Raw genomic sequence first — 19232 nt, forward strand, 5'->3', positions numbered from 1 at the left:
GAACAACCCGATCGGTCCCCTCTCCCTCGGGAGAGGGTTAGGGTGAGGGGCTCGCTGGGGCAGTGATCGGGTTTAGCAGCCCGGCCAGGATTGATCAACGGTTGCACATGTGCCTTCCAGTCAGGCTTCGCCTGCACTTGATGGTGGCTGTGCGCATGGCACCCTCGGGTGCGCCGGGTTTTGGACTTCCTACCGGTCTGCTAACTTGCGTACAGCTGCCACCCTTTCGTATAGCAGCGGGATGGTTGCAGTTACCACTACAGGAAGATTCCATGTTCAAGGTAACGCCAAATCCGCCGGAAACCGATCCGGCTTCTCCGTACGAGTCCCTCGATTCGAAAAAACTCCACGAAGCCGCCGAACGCGCTTTCGACCACTATCTCATCCCGCCGCAAACCAGCTCACCGCCATACCAGGCCAGCAGCATGTTCATGGTCAATCCAGGCACCGACACCGAGTCGCTATTGGTCAACGCCAGCGAGTCCCTCGGCTCGGCCAGCGTCATGCTCGGCGACTTTGCCGCCTTGCTCGACGGCAGCCAGCGCAAAACCCTGCTCGGCATCGCCCAGGTCGTCATGCTGGGCGAGCTGGCGGTGAATCAGGTGTTGGATAATGTGGTGCCGGTGGGTTAGCCGGCGTTGATTTCCGAGTAAAAAGTAACCGGTCGTTGCGACCGGTTTTTCGGCTAGTGCAGCGTCAAAACCGCTGATCAATACCAGGTTTGTCCTCTTGAAAGGGCTCGGAAGGGGGAATCGGGAATTGCTGCTCCTCATACTCGCCCACCCGCCGAGCGAGAATTTCCAATTCATCGCCTTCCGGCGAGTTCATCTCAGCGCCCCAAATCTGCTCGATACGCAGCAATGCTGCGGACAAGTCTTCAGTGCTCCGAATGGGTTTGATGTCCATAAATGATGTCCGCTTTGGTAACCACATGAGCGGCGATCTTGAACGGCACAACAAACGCTGTGTTCATCATTACGTTGCCAAATATGACTGCATTGCGGAGAGTCAGATTCGCGGTGACAAAAGCGGCCACGCGTGACCCAACCGCGTAATCCTCAATGTCAGCTGTGTAGCAATCAGAAGATCTCTATTGCTCCACGAAATTAGTGAAATTTTTCAAAAATGGTCATATCTGATCCTTAAGGGAGGTTAGATGGCTACAATGGCTCTATTAAGATCCTTAAGAATTGGAAGGGTTTGCCATGTCATTCATGCATTTGCTTCACTCGCCGGCTGAGATCGCTAGAAATGTCGGAGAAAACGCCAAAATCCTGCGGCTCTCCAAAAACCTTTCCCGCAAGACGCTCGCAGAAAAGGCGGGGGTTTCCGAATCCACCATCAAGCGATTCGAAGCGACCGGCCTCGTGACGTTGGAGGCTTTGATCCTGATAGCCACTGCGCTTGATGAACTCAACGCTGTGACCAGGCTGTTCAAACCAGAGCAACCGAGCTCGCTGGATGAGCTGAAGAATGCCAGGCGCAAGAGAGGGATGCGCTGATGATCAAGCCTTTCAAACACACAGAAGCGCTGGATGTTTTGAAAGAGGGCGCCAAGGTTGGTGAGCTGGTCAGAGTCGCGGGCCGGGGGATTTACTTCGCTTACGATCCGGGTTGGCTTGCCACTGGCTACAATCTTTCGCCGCTGACAATGGCTTGGGACGAAAAGCCCCAGTTGGCCAGGAACACCAGCCTCTTCGAAGGGCTACACGGACCGTTCGCCGATTCACTGCCTGACGGCTGGGGCATGCTGCTGATGGATCGATATTTCGACAGCACCTTCGGTGACGGCACCCACCTTACCCTCACAGCGCTTGATCGCCTTGCTTATATGGGCGAGCGCAGTATGGGGGCGTTTGAATATCAGCCGAAGGCGGAAAAAACAGAGCTCACAGGCCCTTTGGATATTTGCCAACTCTACGAAGCTTCAATCGAAGTTCAAGAGGGTGAGACCCCTGCTGTGCTTACCAAATTGCGACTGGCCGGTGGCTCACCGGGGGGCGCACGACCGAAGGCAATCGTGGCGCTGTCTGCCGACAAAAAACACGCAATTTCGGCCTTTGATGCCCTGCCCGAGGGCTATGCACATTGGATCGTGAAGTTCAGGGCATTGTACGAACCGATTGAAACCGGCGGCATTGAACTCGCCTATGCCGAGATGGCTCGTGCCGCCGGAGTGACCATGGCTGAATCGGATCTTCTGGATGTGCAGATGCCTGGCGGCGAGGTTGAGCGTTTCTTCGCAACCAAGCGCTTCGACCGCGACGGCGAGCGCAAGATTCACATGATGACCGTCTCGGCGCTCATGTACGCGGACTACCGCGCATTGTCATCCATCGACTACCCGAACCTGCTCAAGCTCACTCAGGTGTTGACCAGAAGCTCCGTCGAAGTGGAAAAGATGGCCAGGTTAATGATCTTCAATGCGCTGTCTCACAACCATGACGACCATGCGAAGAACTTTGCCTTTCTCTGCCACAATCCTGAAAAAAAAGGCGAGAAAGAAACCTGGACGCTGTCCCCGGCATACGACCTGACTTTCGCAAACGCCATGGGCGAGCACACCACTGACTTCGGTGGCCGCACTCCCGGCACGCCTACGCGCAAGCGAATCATGGAGATCTGCAAGGATTACAAATACCTCAAGGCCGAGGAATACATCGAGCAGACTCTCGCAGCGCTCGCCGACTGGAAGAAAGTATTCACTCGATTGAATGTCCCGCACAAAGCCGGGGAACCGATCTTCAATGTACTGGCGAGGCTGCATCAGGATTTCGAGAAGTAATCCGGGGAGGAAGGGCTTAGCGATCCTCTGGAACTCTTCACCGCCAACACGCTTCAACTTCCAGACACAAAAAAACCGGCCATCAAGGCCGGTTTTTCATTTCTGCATCCCCCGTCGGACAACACAACGCGAGATCAATATTCGGTGGAGCGGGTAGAGGGAATCGAACCCTCATCTAAAGCTTGGGAAGCTTTCGTTCTACCACTAAACTATACCCGCTCAGAGCGGCTGACTTTGTACCAGACTCGGCCACGGATTTGAAGTTTTCTTTTCTCTGCGAGGGCTTTGCCACGCAGAAAACGGTCGATCGCGAGCAAGGGCTGCGCCGGTGCAACAGGCACTTCAAGCTTGCAGCCTTGCCCGCGATGACGCTGTTTCAAATGGCCAAAGCATGTTGATCCTGCACAAACGAGTAGCGCGTTCGGCTGGCTTGCGGCGCAGGTTTCAGAAAGCCGAGCAGGGCGTTCTGGCTGTCGCGGCAGGCGGCCTTGTGCTCCATGTCGAGAAAGTGTCCGGTGGCTTGCAGGGTGGTGAAGCTGCTGTGGGCAACGTGATTGCCGAACAGTCGCGCATCCTCGGCGGCGGTGTATTCGTCCCATTCGCCGTTGAGAAACAGCACCGGCACGTTGATCTTTTTCGCCGCATTCAGATAGCACTGGCGATCGCTGTGCAGCACGTCGTTGATATGAAAATGCATCTGTCCGTATTCATGCTCGGCGAGACTGCTGACGTGGCGGTAGTTGAAACGCTTGAACAGCGACGGCAGGTGTTTGCCGATGGTGTTGTTGACCAGATGGCCGACCCGATCGCCGTCGCGGCTGCCGAGGTAATCGACGCCGCGCTCAAGGTAATCGAGCATGTGCGCATTGATCACCGGGGAGAACGAGCTGATCACGGCTTTTTCGATGCGCCGGGGCCGCTGGGCGAGGGCGACCAGAGTGGCGGCGCCGCCCCAGGAGAACGACAGCACGTGTTCGGCGGCGAAGTGGTCGATCAGCTCCAGCAGAATCTGCCCTTCGACTTCCTTCGTCAGATGTTTCTCATGCCGGTTGTGGGCTTTTGACCGACCCGCGTAGGGCTGGTCGTAGCAGACCACGTTGAATTGCGGGTGCAGGTTTTTCACGGTCTGTGCAAACGACGCAGTCGTGGCCATCGAGCCGTTGACCAGAATGATGGTCTTTTCTGCGGCGTCTGCGCGATAGAACTCCGTGTAAACCCGATACTGACCCTGTATATCCAGCACAGCGATTTCTGGCCTCATGTCATAAGACTCCTGGCAAGCAAGCGGGTATGCGCGCAATCGAGATTGCACGAGCTTTGTGACAGGTAGGCATACGCCTGAAATTTGCTGGCCCATGTCGATCCGGTACGGCAGGTCGACGGGTGTTGTTATTGGCGGGCAGATTGTCGGCTGAGGCGCAGCCCTTGAGGGCAGACGACCGACAAAAAGTTTCTTGGAAGTATGTGGTGACTCATCGGTCACATTTCGGCCGACGTCCTGATTCAAGCAGGGGACTCAGGATCACGCAAGTGCCGTCGGCGAATTGTTCGACAACTTCGGCTGAGCGGTCGCCGGCTTAGAACAAATGAATCTCTTCGGTGCGCAAAGCGCGGTACTCGCCCGGTTTTAGCGCGTGATCGAGGGTCAGTTTGCCCATGGATTCGCGGTGCAGGCGCAGGACTTTGTTGTTGAAGAACCCAAACATGCGCTTGACCTGATGGTAGCGGCCTTCAACGATGCTCAGCCGTGCCGAGCGTGGGCCGAGCAGCTCAAGCTGTGCCGGTTGCGTGGTCAGATCTTCGAAAGCGAAGTAGATGCCCTCGGCAAATTTCAGCGCGTAGCTCGGGTCGATGTCCTGTTCGGTTTCGACGTAATAGACCTTCGCCAGTTTGGTTTGCGGCTGCGTCAGGCGCCGCGACCAGGCGCCGTCATTGGTGATCAGCATCAGCCCGGTGGTGTTGAAATCCAGACGCCCGGCGATGTGCAGATCGTCCTTGTGCGGTTCATCGAGCAGGTCGAGCACGGTCGCATGCTGCGGATCGCGGGTGGCGCTGACGCAGCCCGGCGGTTTGTGCAGCATGAAATAGCGCGCCGGCTTACCGCTTTGCAGCACCTCATCGTCAACTTCGACCCGGCTGAATTCCAGCACCTCACTGTGCGGGTCGCTGACGACTTTTCCGTCAATCCGCACGCGCTTTTCCACCAGCAACAGGCGCACCTGCTGACGGTTGTAGCGGGGCAGATTGCTGAGGAAGCGGTCGACGCGCATGGTCAGGATTCAACGGACAAAGGGCCGCGCATCTTACGGGATCGGCCGCCGGTCTGCTCGCAACTGCGCTTCGACCTGTGCGCAGCGCGGGCACAGGCAGGCTTGATTGCGCAGCGCGGCCGGCAGCGCGTCGAGCACCGCCGGGTCGATGGTCACGCCATAGCACCAGCATTCGCGGTCGGCGGTGCGCGGGTCGGCGAGGCTGCAATCGTTGCGGGCGCCGCAGGCCGGGCAGTGGTCGGGTTTGACGTCGTTATCAGGCATAGGTCGAGTGCGGCATTTCCATGCAGGTGCGGTTGCGCCCGGTTTGCTTGGCGCGGTACATCGCATGATCGGCCCGCGACAGCAGAGTGTGCAAGGTGTCATCGCGTTGCACGGTGGTGGCGCCGATGCTCACGGTCAGATGCAGGCTGTGGCCATCGTAGGCATATTCGTGTTGCTCGACGTGTTGACGGATTTTTTCGGCGATTTTCTGCCCGGTCTCGCCGTCGGTGTCTTTCAACAGAACGATGAACTCTTCACCGCCCCAGCGGCAGACGATGTCGGCGTGACGCAGGCAACTTTGCAGGTCGCGGGCGAAACCGATCAATACCTGGTCGCCAGCCATGTGCCCGTAGGTGTCGTTCAAGGCTTTGAAGTGGTCGAGGTCGAGCAGCAACGCGGTCAGCGGCTTGGTTTCCCGTTGGGCCTCGTGCAGCGCTTGCGCAGCGAGGATGTCGAAGCCGCGTCGATTCGGCAGTTCGGTGAGACTGTCGAGGGTGGCGTGCGCCTGGATCTTCGCCTGGAAGCGCTTGATCACCCGATTGAGCAAGGCCAGCACGATCAACGTCACCAGCAGGCAGATCAGCAGATTGAGATACAGCGACTGGCGGATCTCGCTCAGCGCGCCGTCCTCGCGTTTATCGACGAACAGGTACCAGTTCAACTCGGGGATAAAACGCACGTTGAGAAAATGCCCCTGGCCGTGGGTGGAGTATTCGTAGCTGCCGCTGTGCGGCTTGGGCAACTGGCTGACCAGACTTTTCATGCTCTCCAGTTCGCCAAGACTCTGGCCGATGTGCGCGCCTTCCGGACCACCTTCTGCGCCGGTCAATACGAGGCGGCCGAAGGTGTCGACGAAGTACACGCTGCGTTGATAGCGCTGTTGATACTTGTCGATCAGCTTGATCACCGCGTCCACGGTCAGGCCCACGCCCGCCGCGCCGATGAAGCGGTTGTGGTAGTCGTAGACCTTGTAGTTGATGAAGAACGTCAGGTTGTCCTTGTTGGCGAGATCCGGGTCGACGTTGATCTCGTACGGGTCCTGCATGTCGCGCACGCGGAAGTACCAGGTGTCGCGCGGCTCATCGACTTTGACCTGCTTGAGCACGCCTTTGGCGTGGTAGTAGGTGAGCGTGGCATTGGAAACGAAGAACGCCGTGTAGGCGCCGTAATGGGTCATGACCTCGTCGAGATAGCGGGTCATCTGCTCGGGATTCTGCTCGCCATTGACCACCCAGTCGCGCATGAACGTGTCACGGGACATCATCGAGGAAATCAGGATCGGCCGGACCAGATCTTTCTGGATTTCCGAATAGACCGTGTCGGAGGTCAGTGGCAGTTCAGTGTTGACGATGTTGTCGCGGATCGACTCGCGGGAAGCGAAATAGCTCAACAGCGAGGTGGCGAGAAACCCGGCGCCGAGCAGGGCGACCAACGTGAGCACCAGTGAACGTTGCGAGTACAAGGGAGAACGAAGCGGCATGGCAGATCCGTTGGCAGTGGCCCGATGGGATGCATTCTAGTGGGATGGTCGGGAAAACACTGCGGGATTTGTGCCTGAAATGGCGGGGGATATGACGTAGCGGTGTGTCAGGGAAATCGCAGCCCCTCACCCCAGCCCTCTCCCGGGGGAGAGGGAGCTGGATTGAGGGTGATGGAAAATCTGTGATCGACTCGGTATCAGCCAATGGCAACCGATGGACAGTCACCTCGGTCAGTTCCCTCTCCTGGGGGAGAGGGCTAGGGTGAGGGCGAGCTTTCGGATCAGCCCCGGGATGCCAGATACGCCCGCCATCCCCCCAAATGACTGATATCCACCGCACCCTCCAGGCCATACGGCTCGCAGATAAATCCGCTCTCCCAGCGCCCGTCCGCCAGTTGCACCTTGCTCAACCCGAGCGGCGCCGGAATTCCGGTGAGAAACGAGCCCAGCTCGCTGCTCGGCAATTCCCAGACCTCCACGGCAATCGCCACGCCGCCGTCCTTGACTCGTACCATCCCCGGACGCAGCGGTGGGCCGCCGGCGAGGGCGTGCAGTCGATAGTCCGGCGAACTGAATGTGGTTTCCAGCAAGCGCCCGCCACGCTGGGTCAGTTGCCAGTTCAGCGCCAGCCCTTGCAGATGCGCGCCACACACCACCAATCGAGCGCGGTCGTTGCGCGCAGCGTTCGCCGGAGCTGGCAGGGCGCTGTCCTGCTGGCGCTGCAAGGCATCCGCCACGCTCAACAGATACTGATCGGTAAATACCCGCCCAAACAACGTCACGCCCCACGGCAAACCATTGCCCATGAACGCGGTCGGCACGGCGACGGCGGCGTAGTCGAGCAGGTTCATGAAGTTGGTGTAATAACCGAGTTCGGAATTGCGCAGCACCGGCTCGGCCGCAAGCTCGGCCAGGGTCACCGGACGACCGATGGTCGGTGTCAGCACGCAGTCGAGATTCTCCAGGGCTTCGTCGCAGAGGGCCTTCAGTGCCTGCAATCGATATTGCGCGCGAAAGGTCTGCACGCCAGTCACTGCCGGTGCCTTGGCCAGCACCGCTCGGATCACCGGCAGCACCGCTTCGGGATTCTGCTCCAGCAGCTCACCGGCGACGCTGTAACGCTCGGCGACCCACGGCCCGTCGTAGAGCAGACGCGCTGCTTCGAGAAACGGCGACAGATCGAATTCGACTGCCTCGCCCCCCAAAGCCTTGAGCCGTTCGATGGCCGCTGCGAACAACTGTGGCCCCTCGTTGCAGCCGAAAAATTCAAGGTCCTGCGCCCGTGGCACGCCGAAGCGAAACGGCCGTGGCGCGCCAAATGCCGAGCCGTCATTCCATGCCGGGTTGCCTCGACTGTACTCATCGCGAGGATCGTGTCTGGCCGTCAACGCCAGCAACTGACTGGCCTCACGGGCGGTCGCGGTGAAGGTGGTTACACAGTCCAGCGTGCGGCACGCCGGCAGCACGCCAGCGGTGGAAATCAGGCCTTTGCTCGCCTTCAATCCCACCACATTATTCAGCGCCGCCGGCACTCGCCCGGAACCGGCGGTGTCAGTGCCCAAGGCAAAACTCGCCACACCCAGCGCTACCGCCAGCGATGAACCCGCACTGGAACCGCCGGACGGATACTCCGCCAGCACGCTGTTCGGGCACGCACCATAAGGCGAGCGGCTGCCATTGAGGCCGGTGGCGAACTGATCGAGATTGGTCTTGCCCAGCGGGATCGCCCCCAGCGCCAACAGTTGCTCGACGATGGTCGCCGACTGCTGCGGCACATAGGCGAACGCCGGGCACGCGGCTGTGGTGGGAATGCCGGCCAGATCGATGTTGTCCTTGATCGCGAATGGCACGCCATACAGCGGCAGACTGTCGAGGTCACGACCGTCGAGGGCGGCCAGATACGGCTCCAGTTCATCGACGCAGAGCAAGTGAATGAACAGGTGATAGTCGGGATTCAGCGCAGCGGCTTTTTCGCGCAATTGCAGCAGCAGTTGGCGCGGTGTGGTGTCGCCATTGCGATAGGCCTGGCGCAGTGCATCGAGTTGCAGATTCATCGGTTGATCCTTATAAAAAATGGCTTCAGTCGAGTTCCAGCACCACCACCCGTTGTCCGGCGCGCACCGCCGAACCGGGTTGCACGCGGATCTCTCGCACCACACCGGCCAGCGGCGCGAGCACAGGGATTTCCATCTTCATCGACTCGAGAATCACCAGCACATCGCCGGCCGCGACACGCTGGCCGGCCTCGACCTGCACCTGCCAGAGATTGCCGGCGATGTGGCTGTCGACGCTGTGTTCACCGTTTTCCAGTGGTGCTTCTTCGCTGGCGTCAGGCACGGCTTCTTCGCTGTCGAAATGCGCCTGGCCGCTGGCGATCCAGCGCTCGCGTTCAGCTTTGAACGCGCCCTGTTGCTGCGCACGGAAAGCGCTGATGCCCGCGGCTTCCTGACTGAGAAATGCCTGATAGTCGGCGAGGTTGAGCTGGCTGTGTTCGATGTTCAGATCGAAGCGCCCCAACGGGAAATCGCGGCGAATGCGCAGCAGTTCTTCGGCGCTGACCGGGTAGAAACGGATCTGATCGAAGAAGCGCAGCAGCCACGGTTTGCCGTCGAACGCGGCGACTTCGCGATAGCGATTCCACATCTGCAGGGTGCGCCCCACAAACTGATAACCGCCCGGGCCTTCCATGCCGTACACGCACATGTAGGCGCCGCCGATGCCGACCGAATTCTCGGCGGTCCAGGTGCGTGCCGGGTTGTACTTGGTGGTCACCAGACGATGACGCGGGTCGAGCGGCGTGGCCACCGGAGCGCCGAGATAGACGTCGCCAAGGCCCATCACCAGATAGCTCGCATCGAACACCGTGCGCTGCACTTCGTCGAGATTCGGCAGGTCGTTGATGCGCCGGATGAACTCCAGATTGCTCGGGCACCACGGCGCGTCCTTGCGAACGGTGGTCATGTATTTCTCGATCGCCAACTGACAGGCCGGGTCGTCCCACGACAGCGGCAAGTGCACGATGCGCGAAGGCACCTGCAAGTCCTTGGCGGCGCACACCGCGTCCCATTCGCCAGCGATGATGCCGAGCAGATCGGCCAGCGGCAGTTGCTCGGGCTGGTAGTGCACTTGCAGCGAGCGAATGCCCGGGGTGAGGTCGATCACCCCATGCAGGGCCTGGCTTTCCAGCGCCTGCATCAGCGCGTGGGCGCGAAAGCGCAGGACCAGATCAAGCTCGGGCTCGCCGATTTCCAGCAGTAAATGAGTGTCGCCAGAAACCCGCCCGACAAGCCGCCGATCCCCCTGACCCAACTCAAGAACCACAGGCGACACAATCCCTTGTGGGAGCTGGCTTGCCAGCGATGAAGTTGATGCGGTGTCAGATCGGGCACCATCGCTGGCAAGCCAGCTCCCACAGGGGGCATCCCATTTCAGGGCGAGATCGCGGGCGGTGCCGAGGTCGACCGGGATGAACTGAATTTTATCGCCCGCCTTGAGCTGCCCCAGCTGCCACAGGTCCGCCTCAATCACCGTCACCGGGCAGACAAACCCACCCAGGCTCGGGCCATCCGGGCCGAGAATCACCGGCATGTCCCCGGTGAAATCCACCGCACCAATCGCATACGGATTGTCATGGATGTTCGACGGGTGCAGACCCGCTTCACCGCCATCCTCACGCACCCACTCAGGCTTCGGCCCGATCAGGCGCACGCCGGTGCGGCTGGAGTTGAAGTGCACTTCCCACTGGGTCGCGAAGAATGTGGCGATGTAGTTTTCGCTGAAGTATTCCGGTGCGCCGTGGGGGCCGTAGATCACCCGGATCTGGCGCACGCTCGGCAGCGCAGTGATGTGCTGTTCGGCCAGTTGCTGGCCGGCGCTGCGCTCGGTCAATGCCAGCACATGCAACACGTCACCGGCCCTTAACGCCCGTCCGCCATGCCCGCCGAACTGGCCGAGAGTGAAGGTACTTTTGCTGCCCAGATAATCCGGCACCTGCACGCCGCCGCGCAGGCACAGATAACTGCGCGCGCCGGCGCCGCTGATGCTGCCCAGTTGCAATGTCGCGCCGGCCGGGATCAGCAGCGCGGTGCTCATCGGCACCGGTTCAGCGTCAAGGGTCAAGGCAATCGGCGCGCCGGTCACCGCGACCACCGCGTCACAATTGAAGCGCAGGATCGGCCCGCTCATGGTGATTTCCAGCGCGGCTGCGCCTTGTTCATTGCCGAGCAGGCGATTACCCAGACGCAGTGCTCGGCTGTCCATCGGCCCCGACGGAGGCACGCCGACGGCCCAATAGCCGAGGCGGCCGGGATAGTCCTGCACGCTGGTTTGCGTGCCGGCGCTGAGCACTTCGAAGGTGTTGGCGTGATAGAGCAGATTTTCCAGGCAACGGGTCCACGGCTGGCCGCTGGCGAATGGAGTATCGAGGAGAATCTGCCGCAGGTAATCGCGGTTGGTTTCCACGCCATACAGCAGGCTATCGCCCAGTGCCTGATGGAGTTCGGCGCGAGCCTGTTCGCGGCTCGGCGCCCAAGCGATGAGCTTGGCAATCATCGGGTCGAAATACGGCGGGATTTCCACACCGGCCTCGACCCAGGTATCGATGCGCAACTCAACGCCGTTGGCTGGCGGAAACTGCACAGCGGTCAGCAGGCCCGGGCTCGGCTGGAAATCACGCCCCGGATCTTCCGCGTACAGACGTGCCTGAATCGCATGGCCCTGCGGTTCCAGGCCTTGATACAACTCGTTCAGCGGCGGCAGATCACCGGCGGCCAGCTCGATCATCCAGCGCACCAGGTCCACGTCCCACACCTGCTCGGTGACGCCGTGCTCGACCTGCAAGCGCGTGTTCACTTCGAGAAAATAGAAGCGCTGGGCCGCGCTGTCGAAGACGAATTCGACGGTGCCGGCGCTGCGATAATTCACCGCTTGCGCCAGTTTGATCGCTGCCGCGCACAGCTCATCGGCCATGCCTTCGGGCAGGTTCGGCGCCGGGGTTTCTTCGAGGACTTTCTGGTTGCGCCGCTGCACCGAACAGTCGCGCACACCGAGAGCGATGACTTCACCGCAGCCGTCGCCGAACACCTGCACTTCCAGATGCCGCGCGCGTTCGATGTACTTCTCGATGAACACCCCGGCGTCGCTGAAGTTGTTCTGACCGAGGCGTTTCACCGCTTCGAATGATTCGCTCAATTCACTGGCGCTGCGGCACACGCGCATGCCGATGCCACCACCGCCAGCGGTGCTTTTCAGCATCACCGGGTAGCCGACCTGTTCGGCGGCACTCAGCGCGCAATCGAGGCTGTCGAGCAGGTCGGTGCCTTCGAGCATCGGTACGCCGTGCTGTCTGGCCAATGCGCGAGCAGTGTGCTTGAGGCCGAACACCCGCAATTGCTCCGGCGTCGGCCCGATGAAGGCGATGCCCTGCGCTTCGCAGGCTTCGGCGAACGCTGCGTTTTCCGAGAGAAATCCGTAGCCGGGATGAATCGCCGTGGCGCCGCTTTGTTTGGCGATAGCGAGGATTTTATCGACGGCCAGATACGTCGCGGACGCCGCGCCTTCGCCGAGGCTGTGCGCTTCAGCGGCCTGGGAGATGTGCAGGCTGGCAGCATCGGCTTCTGAATACACGGCGACGCCTTGGGCCTTCAGCACGTTGATCGTGCGCAGGATGCGACAGGCAATCGCGCCACGGTTGGCGATGAGGATTTTTTCGAACATGGCATAACCCCTGAAGGGGGAGCGGGCCGTCCCGCTGTTTTTCGACAGACATCCGGGCCGTCCCGGATGGAAAAAACATCACTCAAACTCACCGCAAACTCCTGTGGGAGCTGGCTTGCCAGCGATGAGGTCGGCACATCCAACATTGTTGGTGACTGAAACACCGCAATCGCTGGCAAGCCAGCTCCCACAGGACTATCAGTGCCTTGAAGGTTTCAGGCACTGCCCGGAACGCGCCTGGCACAGGGCAAAAAGCCAACGGCGTAAACGGCTGATGGTCAGTTCCATACCAGCAACTCCGCCGGGGTCGGGTTGTAGGCATTGCACGGGTTGTTCAACTGCGGGCAGTTGGAAATCAGCACGATCACGTCCATCTCGGCGCGCAAGTCGACGTACTTGCCCGGCGCCGAAATACCGTCCTCGAAAGTCAGCCCGCCGTCCGCCGTCACTGGCACGTTCATGAAGAAATTGATGTTCGGCCCGATGTCGCTCTTGCTCAATCGGCCGTCGTGGGCGCAGGCGCGCAGGTAGTTGTCGCGGCAGCTGTGCATGTAGCGTTTTTCCAGGGCGTAGCGCACGGTGTTGCTCTCTTGCGCGCAGGCGCCGCCGAGGGTGTCGTGGCGCCCGCAAGTGTCGGCAACGATGGTCAGCATCGGCTGGCCGAGGTTCGAATACAGCACGCTGCCGGTGCTCAGGTAGACGCTGTTCTGCCTACGCAAGGTGCGTTGCACGTCGTAGCGTTCCTTCGGGTTGGCGAGGCTGTAAAACAAAGTGTCGACGGCCTGATTGCCTTCCAGATCGAGGATGCGCAGGGTCTGCCCGGCCTTGACTTCCATCAGCCAGGGCTCGCCGGCGGGAATGGTGGCGCGGTAGATCGCGCTGTCGGCTTGCTTGTGCGAAGTGGCAATTGCGAGTGACATGGCAGCGATCCTCAGGCGAACAAACGGTCGGTGTTGATAAAGCCGCGCTCGTTTTCCGGGCGCGAAGTGCGGCAGTGTTCGGCGACGCTGGCGTCGGCGTTCATCCAGCTCAGCTTCAAGGGTTTCGGGGCGTATTCGGGTGACGGGTCCATCGGATGTTGCAGGGCGGTGAGCACCACCAGGGTGTCCATCGGCGCGTACAACTCGATGTAGTCACCTGCCTTCGAATTGCCCTCGACGAAGTGGAAACGCCCGGCCTCATCGACGTTCACGCGGCTGAACAGATTCAGGGTCATCAGCAGGTCGGACAGGCCCAGGCCCCACTTGCCGAGTTCCACCAGCAGGTTGTCGGTGCCGTTGCGAAAGAAGCCGTTGCGCAGTTCCTGATAGCGGCCCTGGCCGTATTTTTCTGCGACCTCTTGCGCGCACAGCACGCCGCCGAGGCTATCGCTCCAGCCGCAGGTGTCGGCGGTGATCGCGGCGAGCACGCGGCCCATGTCCGAGTACAGGCAGTGGCCGGCGGTGAGCTTGGCGGTGTGTTGGCATTTGAGGCTGTCGGGCAGGTTCAGCCGCTCGGTTTTTTCATTGGCATTAAGCAAGGTCAGGCTGGCATTGGCGCCGCCGCGCAGGTCGGTCAGGCGCAGCAATTGGCCGCGCTTGAGCACGAACGAACGGTGGCCGCCGCCCGGCAGCAGTTCTTCAGCGAAGGGTGGGAAGAGTTGGATTGAATCAGTCATTGCAGCAGTCCTCTCAAGCAGTGCGAAGGGTGCCCGCCAGCGGCAGCGGCAGGGCCTCGACGGCGGCGCGCTGGGCGCGGCGGTCGCTGTTCAACGGGATGTCGTAGGTGATGCGTGCGCCATAGGCGCCGGGGGCGTGCGGGTCGAGGCGCACCTTGTCGAACACCAGCAGACGCGTGCCGAGGCTGAAGCCTTCGGACAGGTCGTGGGTGACCATGAACACCGTCAGTTGCGTCTCGCGCCACAGCTCCAGCAGCAGCGCGTGCATGTCTTTGCGAATGCCCGGGTCGAGTGCGCCGAAGGGCTCGTCGAGCAGCAACACGCGCGGCTTCATGATCAGCGCCTGGGCAATCGCCAGCCGTTGCTGCATGCCGCCGGACAGCTGCGCCGGGTATTTGTCCAGCGCATGGCCGAGGCCGACTTTGCTCAGCAGGGCTGCAGCCTGCTCGCGAGCCTCGCGTTTGGCGTTGCCGAACAGCCGGCCAAGCAAGGGCGCGCGCGGCAATTCGAGACCGAGGGCGACGTTGTCGAGCACGCTCAGATGCGGGAACACCGAGTAGCGCTGAAAGACCACGCCACGGCTGGCATCCGGCTCGCTGGCCAAGGGCTGGCCGTCGAGCAGAATCTCCCCGCGACTGGCGCTTTCCTGGCCGAGCAGCAGGCGCAGGAAGGTCGATTTGCCGCAACCGGAGGCGCCGACCAAGGTGCAGAACTCGCCCTCGTTGACGCTCAGGTTCAAGCCTTCCAGCACCACTTGATCGGCGTACTGCTGCCAGACGTTTTTTACTGTGATGAAGCTCATTTCGCCGCTCCCTCATACCAAGGGAAAGCGCGCTGGGTCAGCTGTTTCAGGCCCCAGTCCATCAGCCAGGCGAGCAGGGTGATCCACACCACGTAGGGCAGAATTACGTCCATCGCCAAGTAGCGCCGCACCAGAAAGATCCGGTAGCCGAGGCCGTCGGTGGAGGCGATCGCCTCGGCGGCAATCAGGAACAGCCACGCCGAACCGAGCATCAAGCGCAGCGAGATCAGCAAGCGCGGCAACAGCTGCGGCAAGACCACGCGCAGCATCAGCGTCCAGGTCGAGGCGCCCAGGGTCTGCGCCTTGATCAGCAGTTCGACCGGAATGTCGCGGGCACGCTGTTCCAGATCCCGGGCCAGCGCCGGGGTGATGCCGATGACGATCAGCATGACTTTCGACAACTCGCCCAGCCCGAAGACGATGAACAGAATCGGCAGGATCGCCAGCGGCGGCACCATCGACAGCACCGTTAGCAGCGGCGACAACGGCGCGCCGAACAGCGGCAGGGTGCCCGCCGCAATACCGAGGCAAAGACCTGCCAGCGCCGCGATGCCGAGGCCGATGGCCAAGCGCCGCAGACTCGACGCAGTGTCTTGCCACAACAGGTATTCGCCGGTGCGGCTGTCGGCGTTGAAGGCCAGGCGTTTTACCGCGTCGCTCATCTGCACGGCGCTGGGCAGCAGTTTGTCGTTGGGGTTGTCCGCCAGGCGCTCGGCCGAGCCTGTGAAGTAGGCGAACAGCACCAGCGCGAACGGCAGGATCACCAGCAACAGGCGACTCGGGCGATCGGGGTGGCGATTGATCAGGCGCATGGCCAAATCCTCCGTGGCTTACAGCTTGGCGTCGGCGGCCATCTGCACGTAAGTCGGATCGAAACGCAGCTTGAGATTGGCGGTGTCGCCGCTGGTCACGCCGTTGGCGAAGGACATGCCGACCGCGCTCGGGTCCTTCGCGCCTTCGCCGAGCAGACCATGCTCGAAGGAGAATTCGGCGACCTTGCGCATGGTGTCCGGCAGTTGTTTGCTGGTGGCGAAATTCAGCGCTTCGCTCGGCGTGGCGAACAGTTTTGTGGTGTCCAGTTGCGCCTGGAAGCCGGCGAGATCAGTTCCCGAGGCCTTGGCCATGTGCTCCAGCGCAGCTTTGCTCGCGGCACTTTTCGCGTTCATCAAAGCGACCACTTCGAACCACGCCCCGGTCAGCGCTTTGCCCAGCGCCGGGTTGTCTTTGAGGGTGGCGCTGTTGACCACCATCATGTCCATGATCTCGCCGGGGATCTGGCTGGAATTGAACACTTCGGTGACGCCGGGTTTGGCTTTGATATCCGAGAGCATCGGGTTCCAGGTGGTCACGGCGTTGACGTCGTCGGTGTTGAACGCGGCGGCAATGTCGGCGTCGGAGGTGTTGACCACTTTCAGGTCTTTCTCGGTCAGGTCCACCGAGTCCAGCGCGCGGGCCAGCAGGTAATGGGAGACCGACAGCTCGACCAGATTGACGTCCATGCCTTTCAGATCGGCGACTTTTTTACCTTCGCCTTTGAGCACGATGCCGTCGTTGCCATTGGAGAAATCGCTGACGATCAACGCGGTGCTGTCAACGCCACCGGCAGCGGGAATGGTCAGCGCATCCATGTTGGTCATGGTGCAGCCGTCGAACTGGCCGGCGGTGTACTGGTTGATTGATTCGACGTAGTCGTTGAGCTGCACGACGTCGATCTTGATCCCGTATTTCTTCGCCCATTTGTCGACGATGCCCTGGCTGCCGGCGTATTCCCATGGCATCCAGCCGGCGTAGATCGTCCAGCACACGCTGAAGTGGTCTTTCTGGGCGGCGGAAGATTGCGTGCTGATGAGCGCGGCGAAAGCGGCGGCGAGCAGGGCGGGGAAACGTAGTCGGATCATTGCGGATTCTCCAGTTGATCGAGGGCGGACAGGAAGGCAACGCGGCACCGCGAACGGTGGCTTGTCTCCCGGGCTTTTGTCCCGCCGTGTAACCTCAACTGGAGGTCGCCAACTCTCGGACCAGCCACTCGCGATTGCGAGCCGGAACCCTAGTCAGCCATTGCAAATTGTGGTGCCGCGAACCTGTGATGACTCCTGCACGGGTTTGCTAAAGCGAGAGACGTGCCAAGTCGGGCCGAGGCCTCTGCGGCGGGGATCTGCTGGATTGCCGAGGTGAGCGGGCCGAGCGACAGCGCATCGTGGTGGTGCGTGGTTGCACCGTCATGCAGCGCGGTTACGCTTCACGGGTCGCTGATTTTGCGGATAAACAAGATTTCATGATCACTTGTTTCAACTTGTTGCAGGAACGCACCAGATTCCGAAACCGCTGTCTGATTCTTCGACAGTCACGCAATTGCTGACGGTCGCCTGCCAGCGTCGCTGGTGTGGCCAACCCGCGGTCCAGGAGGCCGCCATGTATCGCCGAATCGTACTGCTTGCCGTGATGCTTTTTTCCCTTGGCGGATGCGTTCCTTATTCCTATGGAGACAGCTACTACAGGTCAGAGGTCTACACATCACCCGCACCGGCCTATTACAGCGGTGGCGGCTCCTATTACCGCAGCGGCGGCACCTATTACACCCAGCCGCGCTACTACCAGCCAGCGCCGCGTTACTACCAGCAACCACGTTATTACCAGGCGCCGCGGCACTACCAACCGGCCCCGCGTTACTACGAAAGCCGTCGCTGGCACGGCAATGATCGCGGACGCTGGGACGGCCACCGTCGCGGCGGTTGGGACAATGACCACCGCGGTCGCGGCAACTATGATCGCCACAGCGGTCGGCGTGACTACAACGGCCGTGGCAACCGCTGGTAAATCTCTGCAATGAACAAGCGGCGCATCAAGCGCCGCTTTTTTTTGCCCGGCGAAAAGTTGTTCCGTTGGCCATCTCCTAGGAGATTCCCGGAAGCGTCCTACAGTTTCATTTCGTGGCGTTTGTTAGCGTTCGTGGATGCCGAACGAGGCGAGCAATCCTCAGCTCGATAGCGGCGAAAAATGGACGTTTAGCGCTATGAAGCTTCTGGTTATTCACCAAAATTTTCCGGGTCAGTTCCGTCATGTGGTGCTGGCGGCGCTGGAGCGCGGTGATGAGGTTATGGCGGTAGGTCGGGACACTGCACCGGGCGTCGCCGGTGTGGAAATCCATCGATATCGAGCGACCAGCCGAGCGCCCGGCAATATTCACCCGTATCTGATCCGCTACGAACAAGCGGTGATCGACGGGCAGAAAGTTTTTGAAATCCTGGGCAGGCTGAAACGTTCGGGCTATCAGCCAGACGTGATTCTTGGTCATCCCGGATGGGGAGAGACGCTGTTTGCCAAGGACGTCTATGCCGATACGCCGCTGATTCACTATTGCGAGTATTACTATCGAGCGCAGGGCGCCGATTGCGGGTTCGACCCTGAATTCCGCCGAGCCGCAAGGGAGTCGTCACGGCTGCGAGTGCTCAACTCGCTGCATCTGTTGAATCTTCAACAATGCGATATCGCAATCGCGCCCACGCAGTGGCAGCGCAGCCTGTTTCCGGCCGCTTACCGGTCGGCGATTCGGGTCATTCACGAAGGTGTGATTCAACGTGCTGACTTGGCGAAAGTCGGGGCAGTCAGATTGCCCAATGGAATCGAGCTCAAAGCCGGACAGCCGATCGTTACCTATGTCGCCAGAAACCTTGAGCCTTATCGCGGCTTTCACAGTTTCATGCGAGCGATCCCGCTTATTCAGGCCGAGTGCCCCGATGCGCAGATCATCGTGGTTGGCGGTGACGGTGTCAGTTATGGGAGTAAGCCGGTCGGGTACCCGGATTGGCGCAGCAGGATGGAGGCGGAGGTCAGTTTCGATCACTCCAGAGTGCATTTCACAGGGAAACTTCCCTACCAGACTTATCGAGCGGTTCTGCAGTGTTCGAAAGTTCATGTCTATTTGACGTATCCGTTTGTCTTGTCGTGGTCGTTACTGGAGGCGATGGCGTCCGGTTGTGTGGTTGTTGCGTCGGATACGGCTCCGGTAAGGGAAGTCATTGTCGAGGGGGCTAATGGAATATTGGTGGATTTCTTTGACCATCAAGAAATTGCCAGAAGTGTAAGCAAGGTTTTGAAGTCGGCAGGTGAGTACGGTGGTCTTGCCAGCGCCGCGAAGTTGACGGCAGGTCGGTTCAGTGTGGAATCGGGCGTGAGCCAATATTTTGAGGTTTTTGCAAGCGCGATATCCGGGCATAGCGACATACCAACCGTTCCGCAGTTTGAGCGGGAGGTTTGAA

The 19232-nt window shown here is 60.5% G+C and carries 17 protein-coding genes, 1 tRNA gene and 1 riboswitch; of the genes, 5 read left to right on the plus strand and 13 right to left on the minus strand.

The window, feature by feature from the left end; all coding sequences use genetic code 11:
* Positions 1-272 precede the first annotated feature (272 nt).
* A complete protein-coding gene (locus tag AB4N85_RS01705; protein ID WP_252868935.1) occupies positions 273-632 on the plus strand; it encodes a DUF6124 family protein in 360 nt (119 codons plus the stop codon).
* Between the two features lie 64 nt (positions 633-696).
* Here the strand turns inward: AB4N85_RS01705 and AB4N85_RS01710 are convergent, their stop codons facing one another.
* Entirely contained in the window at positions 697-906 is a 210-nt protein-coding gene (locus AB4N85_RS01710) for a transcriptional regulator (protein ID WP_081932519.1), read from the minus strand.
* 299 nt (positions 907-1205) lie between these two features.
* Between AB4N85_RS01710 and AB4N85_RS01715 the strand changes: the two genes are divergently transcribed.
* Positions 1206-1502, plus strand: a complete 297-nt coding sequence (locus tag AB4N85_RS01715; RefSeq protein ID WP_095180586.1) for a helix-turn-helix domain-containing protein — start codon at positions 1206-1208, stop codon at positions 1500-1502.
* Positions 1502-2785 (plus strand): type II toxin-antitoxin system HipA family toxin, encoded by a 1284-nt coding sequence (locus AB4N85_RS01720; RefSeq protein ID WP_095180587.1) that lies wholly within the window; start codon positions 1502-1504, stop codon positions 2783-2785. Before AB4N85_RS01715 ends, AB4N85_RS01720 begins: the two co-directional genes overlap by 1 nt.
* Positions 2786-2930: 145 nt before the next feature.
* Here the strand turns inward: AB4N85_RS01720 and AB4N85_RS01725 are convergent.
* From AB4N85_RS01725 to AB4N85_RS01780, 12 genes are all read right to left on the minus strand, one after another.
* Positions 2931-3004 (minus strand) — tRNA-Gly (locus AB4N85_RS01725).
* Between the two features lie 157 nt (positions 3005-3161).
* Positions 3162-4046 carry an alpha/beta fold hydrolase gene (locus AB4N85_RS01730; RefSeq protein ID WP_236167986.1) on the minus strand — a complete coding sequence of 295 codons (885 nt, stop codon included), beginning with the start codon at positions 4044-4046 and terminating at the stop codon, positions 3162-3164.
* A 316-nt stretch (positions 4047-4362) separates the two neighbouring features.
* Positions 4363-5055 (minus strand): pseudouridine synthase, encoded by a 693-nt coding sequence (locus AB4N85_RS01735; RefSeq protein ID WP_460066706.1) that lies wholly within the window; start codon positions 5053-5055, stop codon positions 4363-4365.
* A 33-nt stretch (positions 5056-5088) separates the two neighbouring features.
* The gene (locus AB4N85_RS01740) at positions 5089-5319 is read right to left on the minus strand and encodes a cysteine-rich CWC family protein (RefSeq protein ID WP_460066709.1); all 231 of its coding nucleotides are present in this window, start codon (positions 5317-5319) and stop codon (positions 5089-5091) included.
* Entirely contained in the window at positions 5312-6799 is a 1488-nt protein-coding gene (locus AB4N85_RS01745) for a sensor domain-containing diguanylate cyclase (RefSeq protein ID WP_041478881.1), read from the minus strand. The genes AB4N85_RS01740 and AB4N85_RS01745 overlap by 8 nt, the downstream gene beginning before the upstream one ends.
* Before the next feature lie 281 nt (positions 6800-7080).
* Positions 7081-8853: an allophanate hydrolase gene (gene atzF / locus AB4N85_RS01750; RefSeq protein WP_460066713.1), complete on the minus strand. Its 1773-nt coding sequence runs from the start codon at positions 8851-8853 to the stop codon at positions 7081-7083.
* Between the two features lie 25 nt (positions 8854-8878).
* Positions 8879-12514, minus strand: a complete 3636-nt coding sequence (gene uca / locus AB4N85_RS01755) for an urea carboxylase (RefSeq protein ID WP_252868938.1) — start codon at positions 12512-12514, stop codon at positions 8879-8881.
* 278 nt (positions 12515-12792) lie between these two features.
* The gene (locus tag AB4N85_RS01760; RefSeq protein WP_016771291.1) at positions 12793-13434 is read right to left on the minus strand and encodes an urea amidolyase associated protein UAAP2; all 642 of its coding nucleotides are present in this window, start codon (positions 13432-13434) and stop codon (positions 12793-12795) included.
* A gap of 11 nt (positions 13435-13445) precedes the next feature.
* Positions 13446-14171: an urea amidolyase associated protein UAAP1 gene (locus AB4N85_RS01765; protein ID WP_252868939.1), complete on the minus strand. Its 726-nt coding sequence runs from the start codon at positions 14169-14171 to the stop codon at positions 13446-13448.
* A gap of 13 nt (positions 14172-14184) precedes the next feature.
* A complete protein-coding gene (locus AB4N85_RS01770) occupies positions 14185-14973 on the minus strand; it encodes an ABC transporter ATP-binding protein (RefSeq protein WP_252868940.1) in 789 nt (262 codons plus the stop codon).
* Positions 14970-15785, minus strand: a complete 816-nt coding sequence (locus AB4N85_RS01775; RefSeq protein ID WP_024011982.1) for an ABC transporter permease — start codon at positions 15783-15785, stop codon at positions 14970-14972. Before AB4N85_RS01775 ends, AB4N85_RS01770 begins: the two co-directional genes overlap by 4 nt.
* An 18-nt stretch (positions 15786-15803) precedes the next feature.
* The gene (locus AB4N85_RS01780) at positions 15804-16871 is read right to left on the minus strand and encodes a putative urea ABC transporter substrate-binding protein (protein WP_095180593.1); all 1068 of its coding nucleotides are present in this window, start codon (positions 16869-16871) and stop codon (positions 15804-15806) included.
* A gap of 63 nt (positions 16872-16934) precedes the next feature.
* Positions 16935-17035: riboswitch (guanidine-I (ykkC/yxkD leader) on the minus strand.
* A gap of 350 nt (positions 17036-17385) precedes the next feature.
* On the opposite strand from AB4N85_RS01780, the gene AB4N85_RS01785 reads away from it, so the two are divergent.
* Both AB4N85_RS01785 and AB4N85_RS01790 read left to right on the plus strand, forming a co-directional pair.
* On the plus strand, positions 17386-17790 hold the full coding sequence (locus tag AB4N85_RS01785) for a hypothetical protein (RefSeq protein WP_039760873.1): 405 nt from the start codon (positions 17386-17388) through the stop codon (positions 17788-17790).
* Between the two features lie 196 nt (positions 17791-17986).
* On the plus strand, positions 17987-19231 hold the full coding sequence (locus tag AB4N85_RS01790) for a glycosyltransferase family 4 protein (protein ID WP_252868941.1): 1245 nt from the start codon (positions 17987-17989) through the stop codon (positions 19229-19231).
* Position 19232 lies beyond the last annotated feature (1 nt).

This window comes from Pseudomonas sp. H1_G08 (assembly GCF_054681355.1).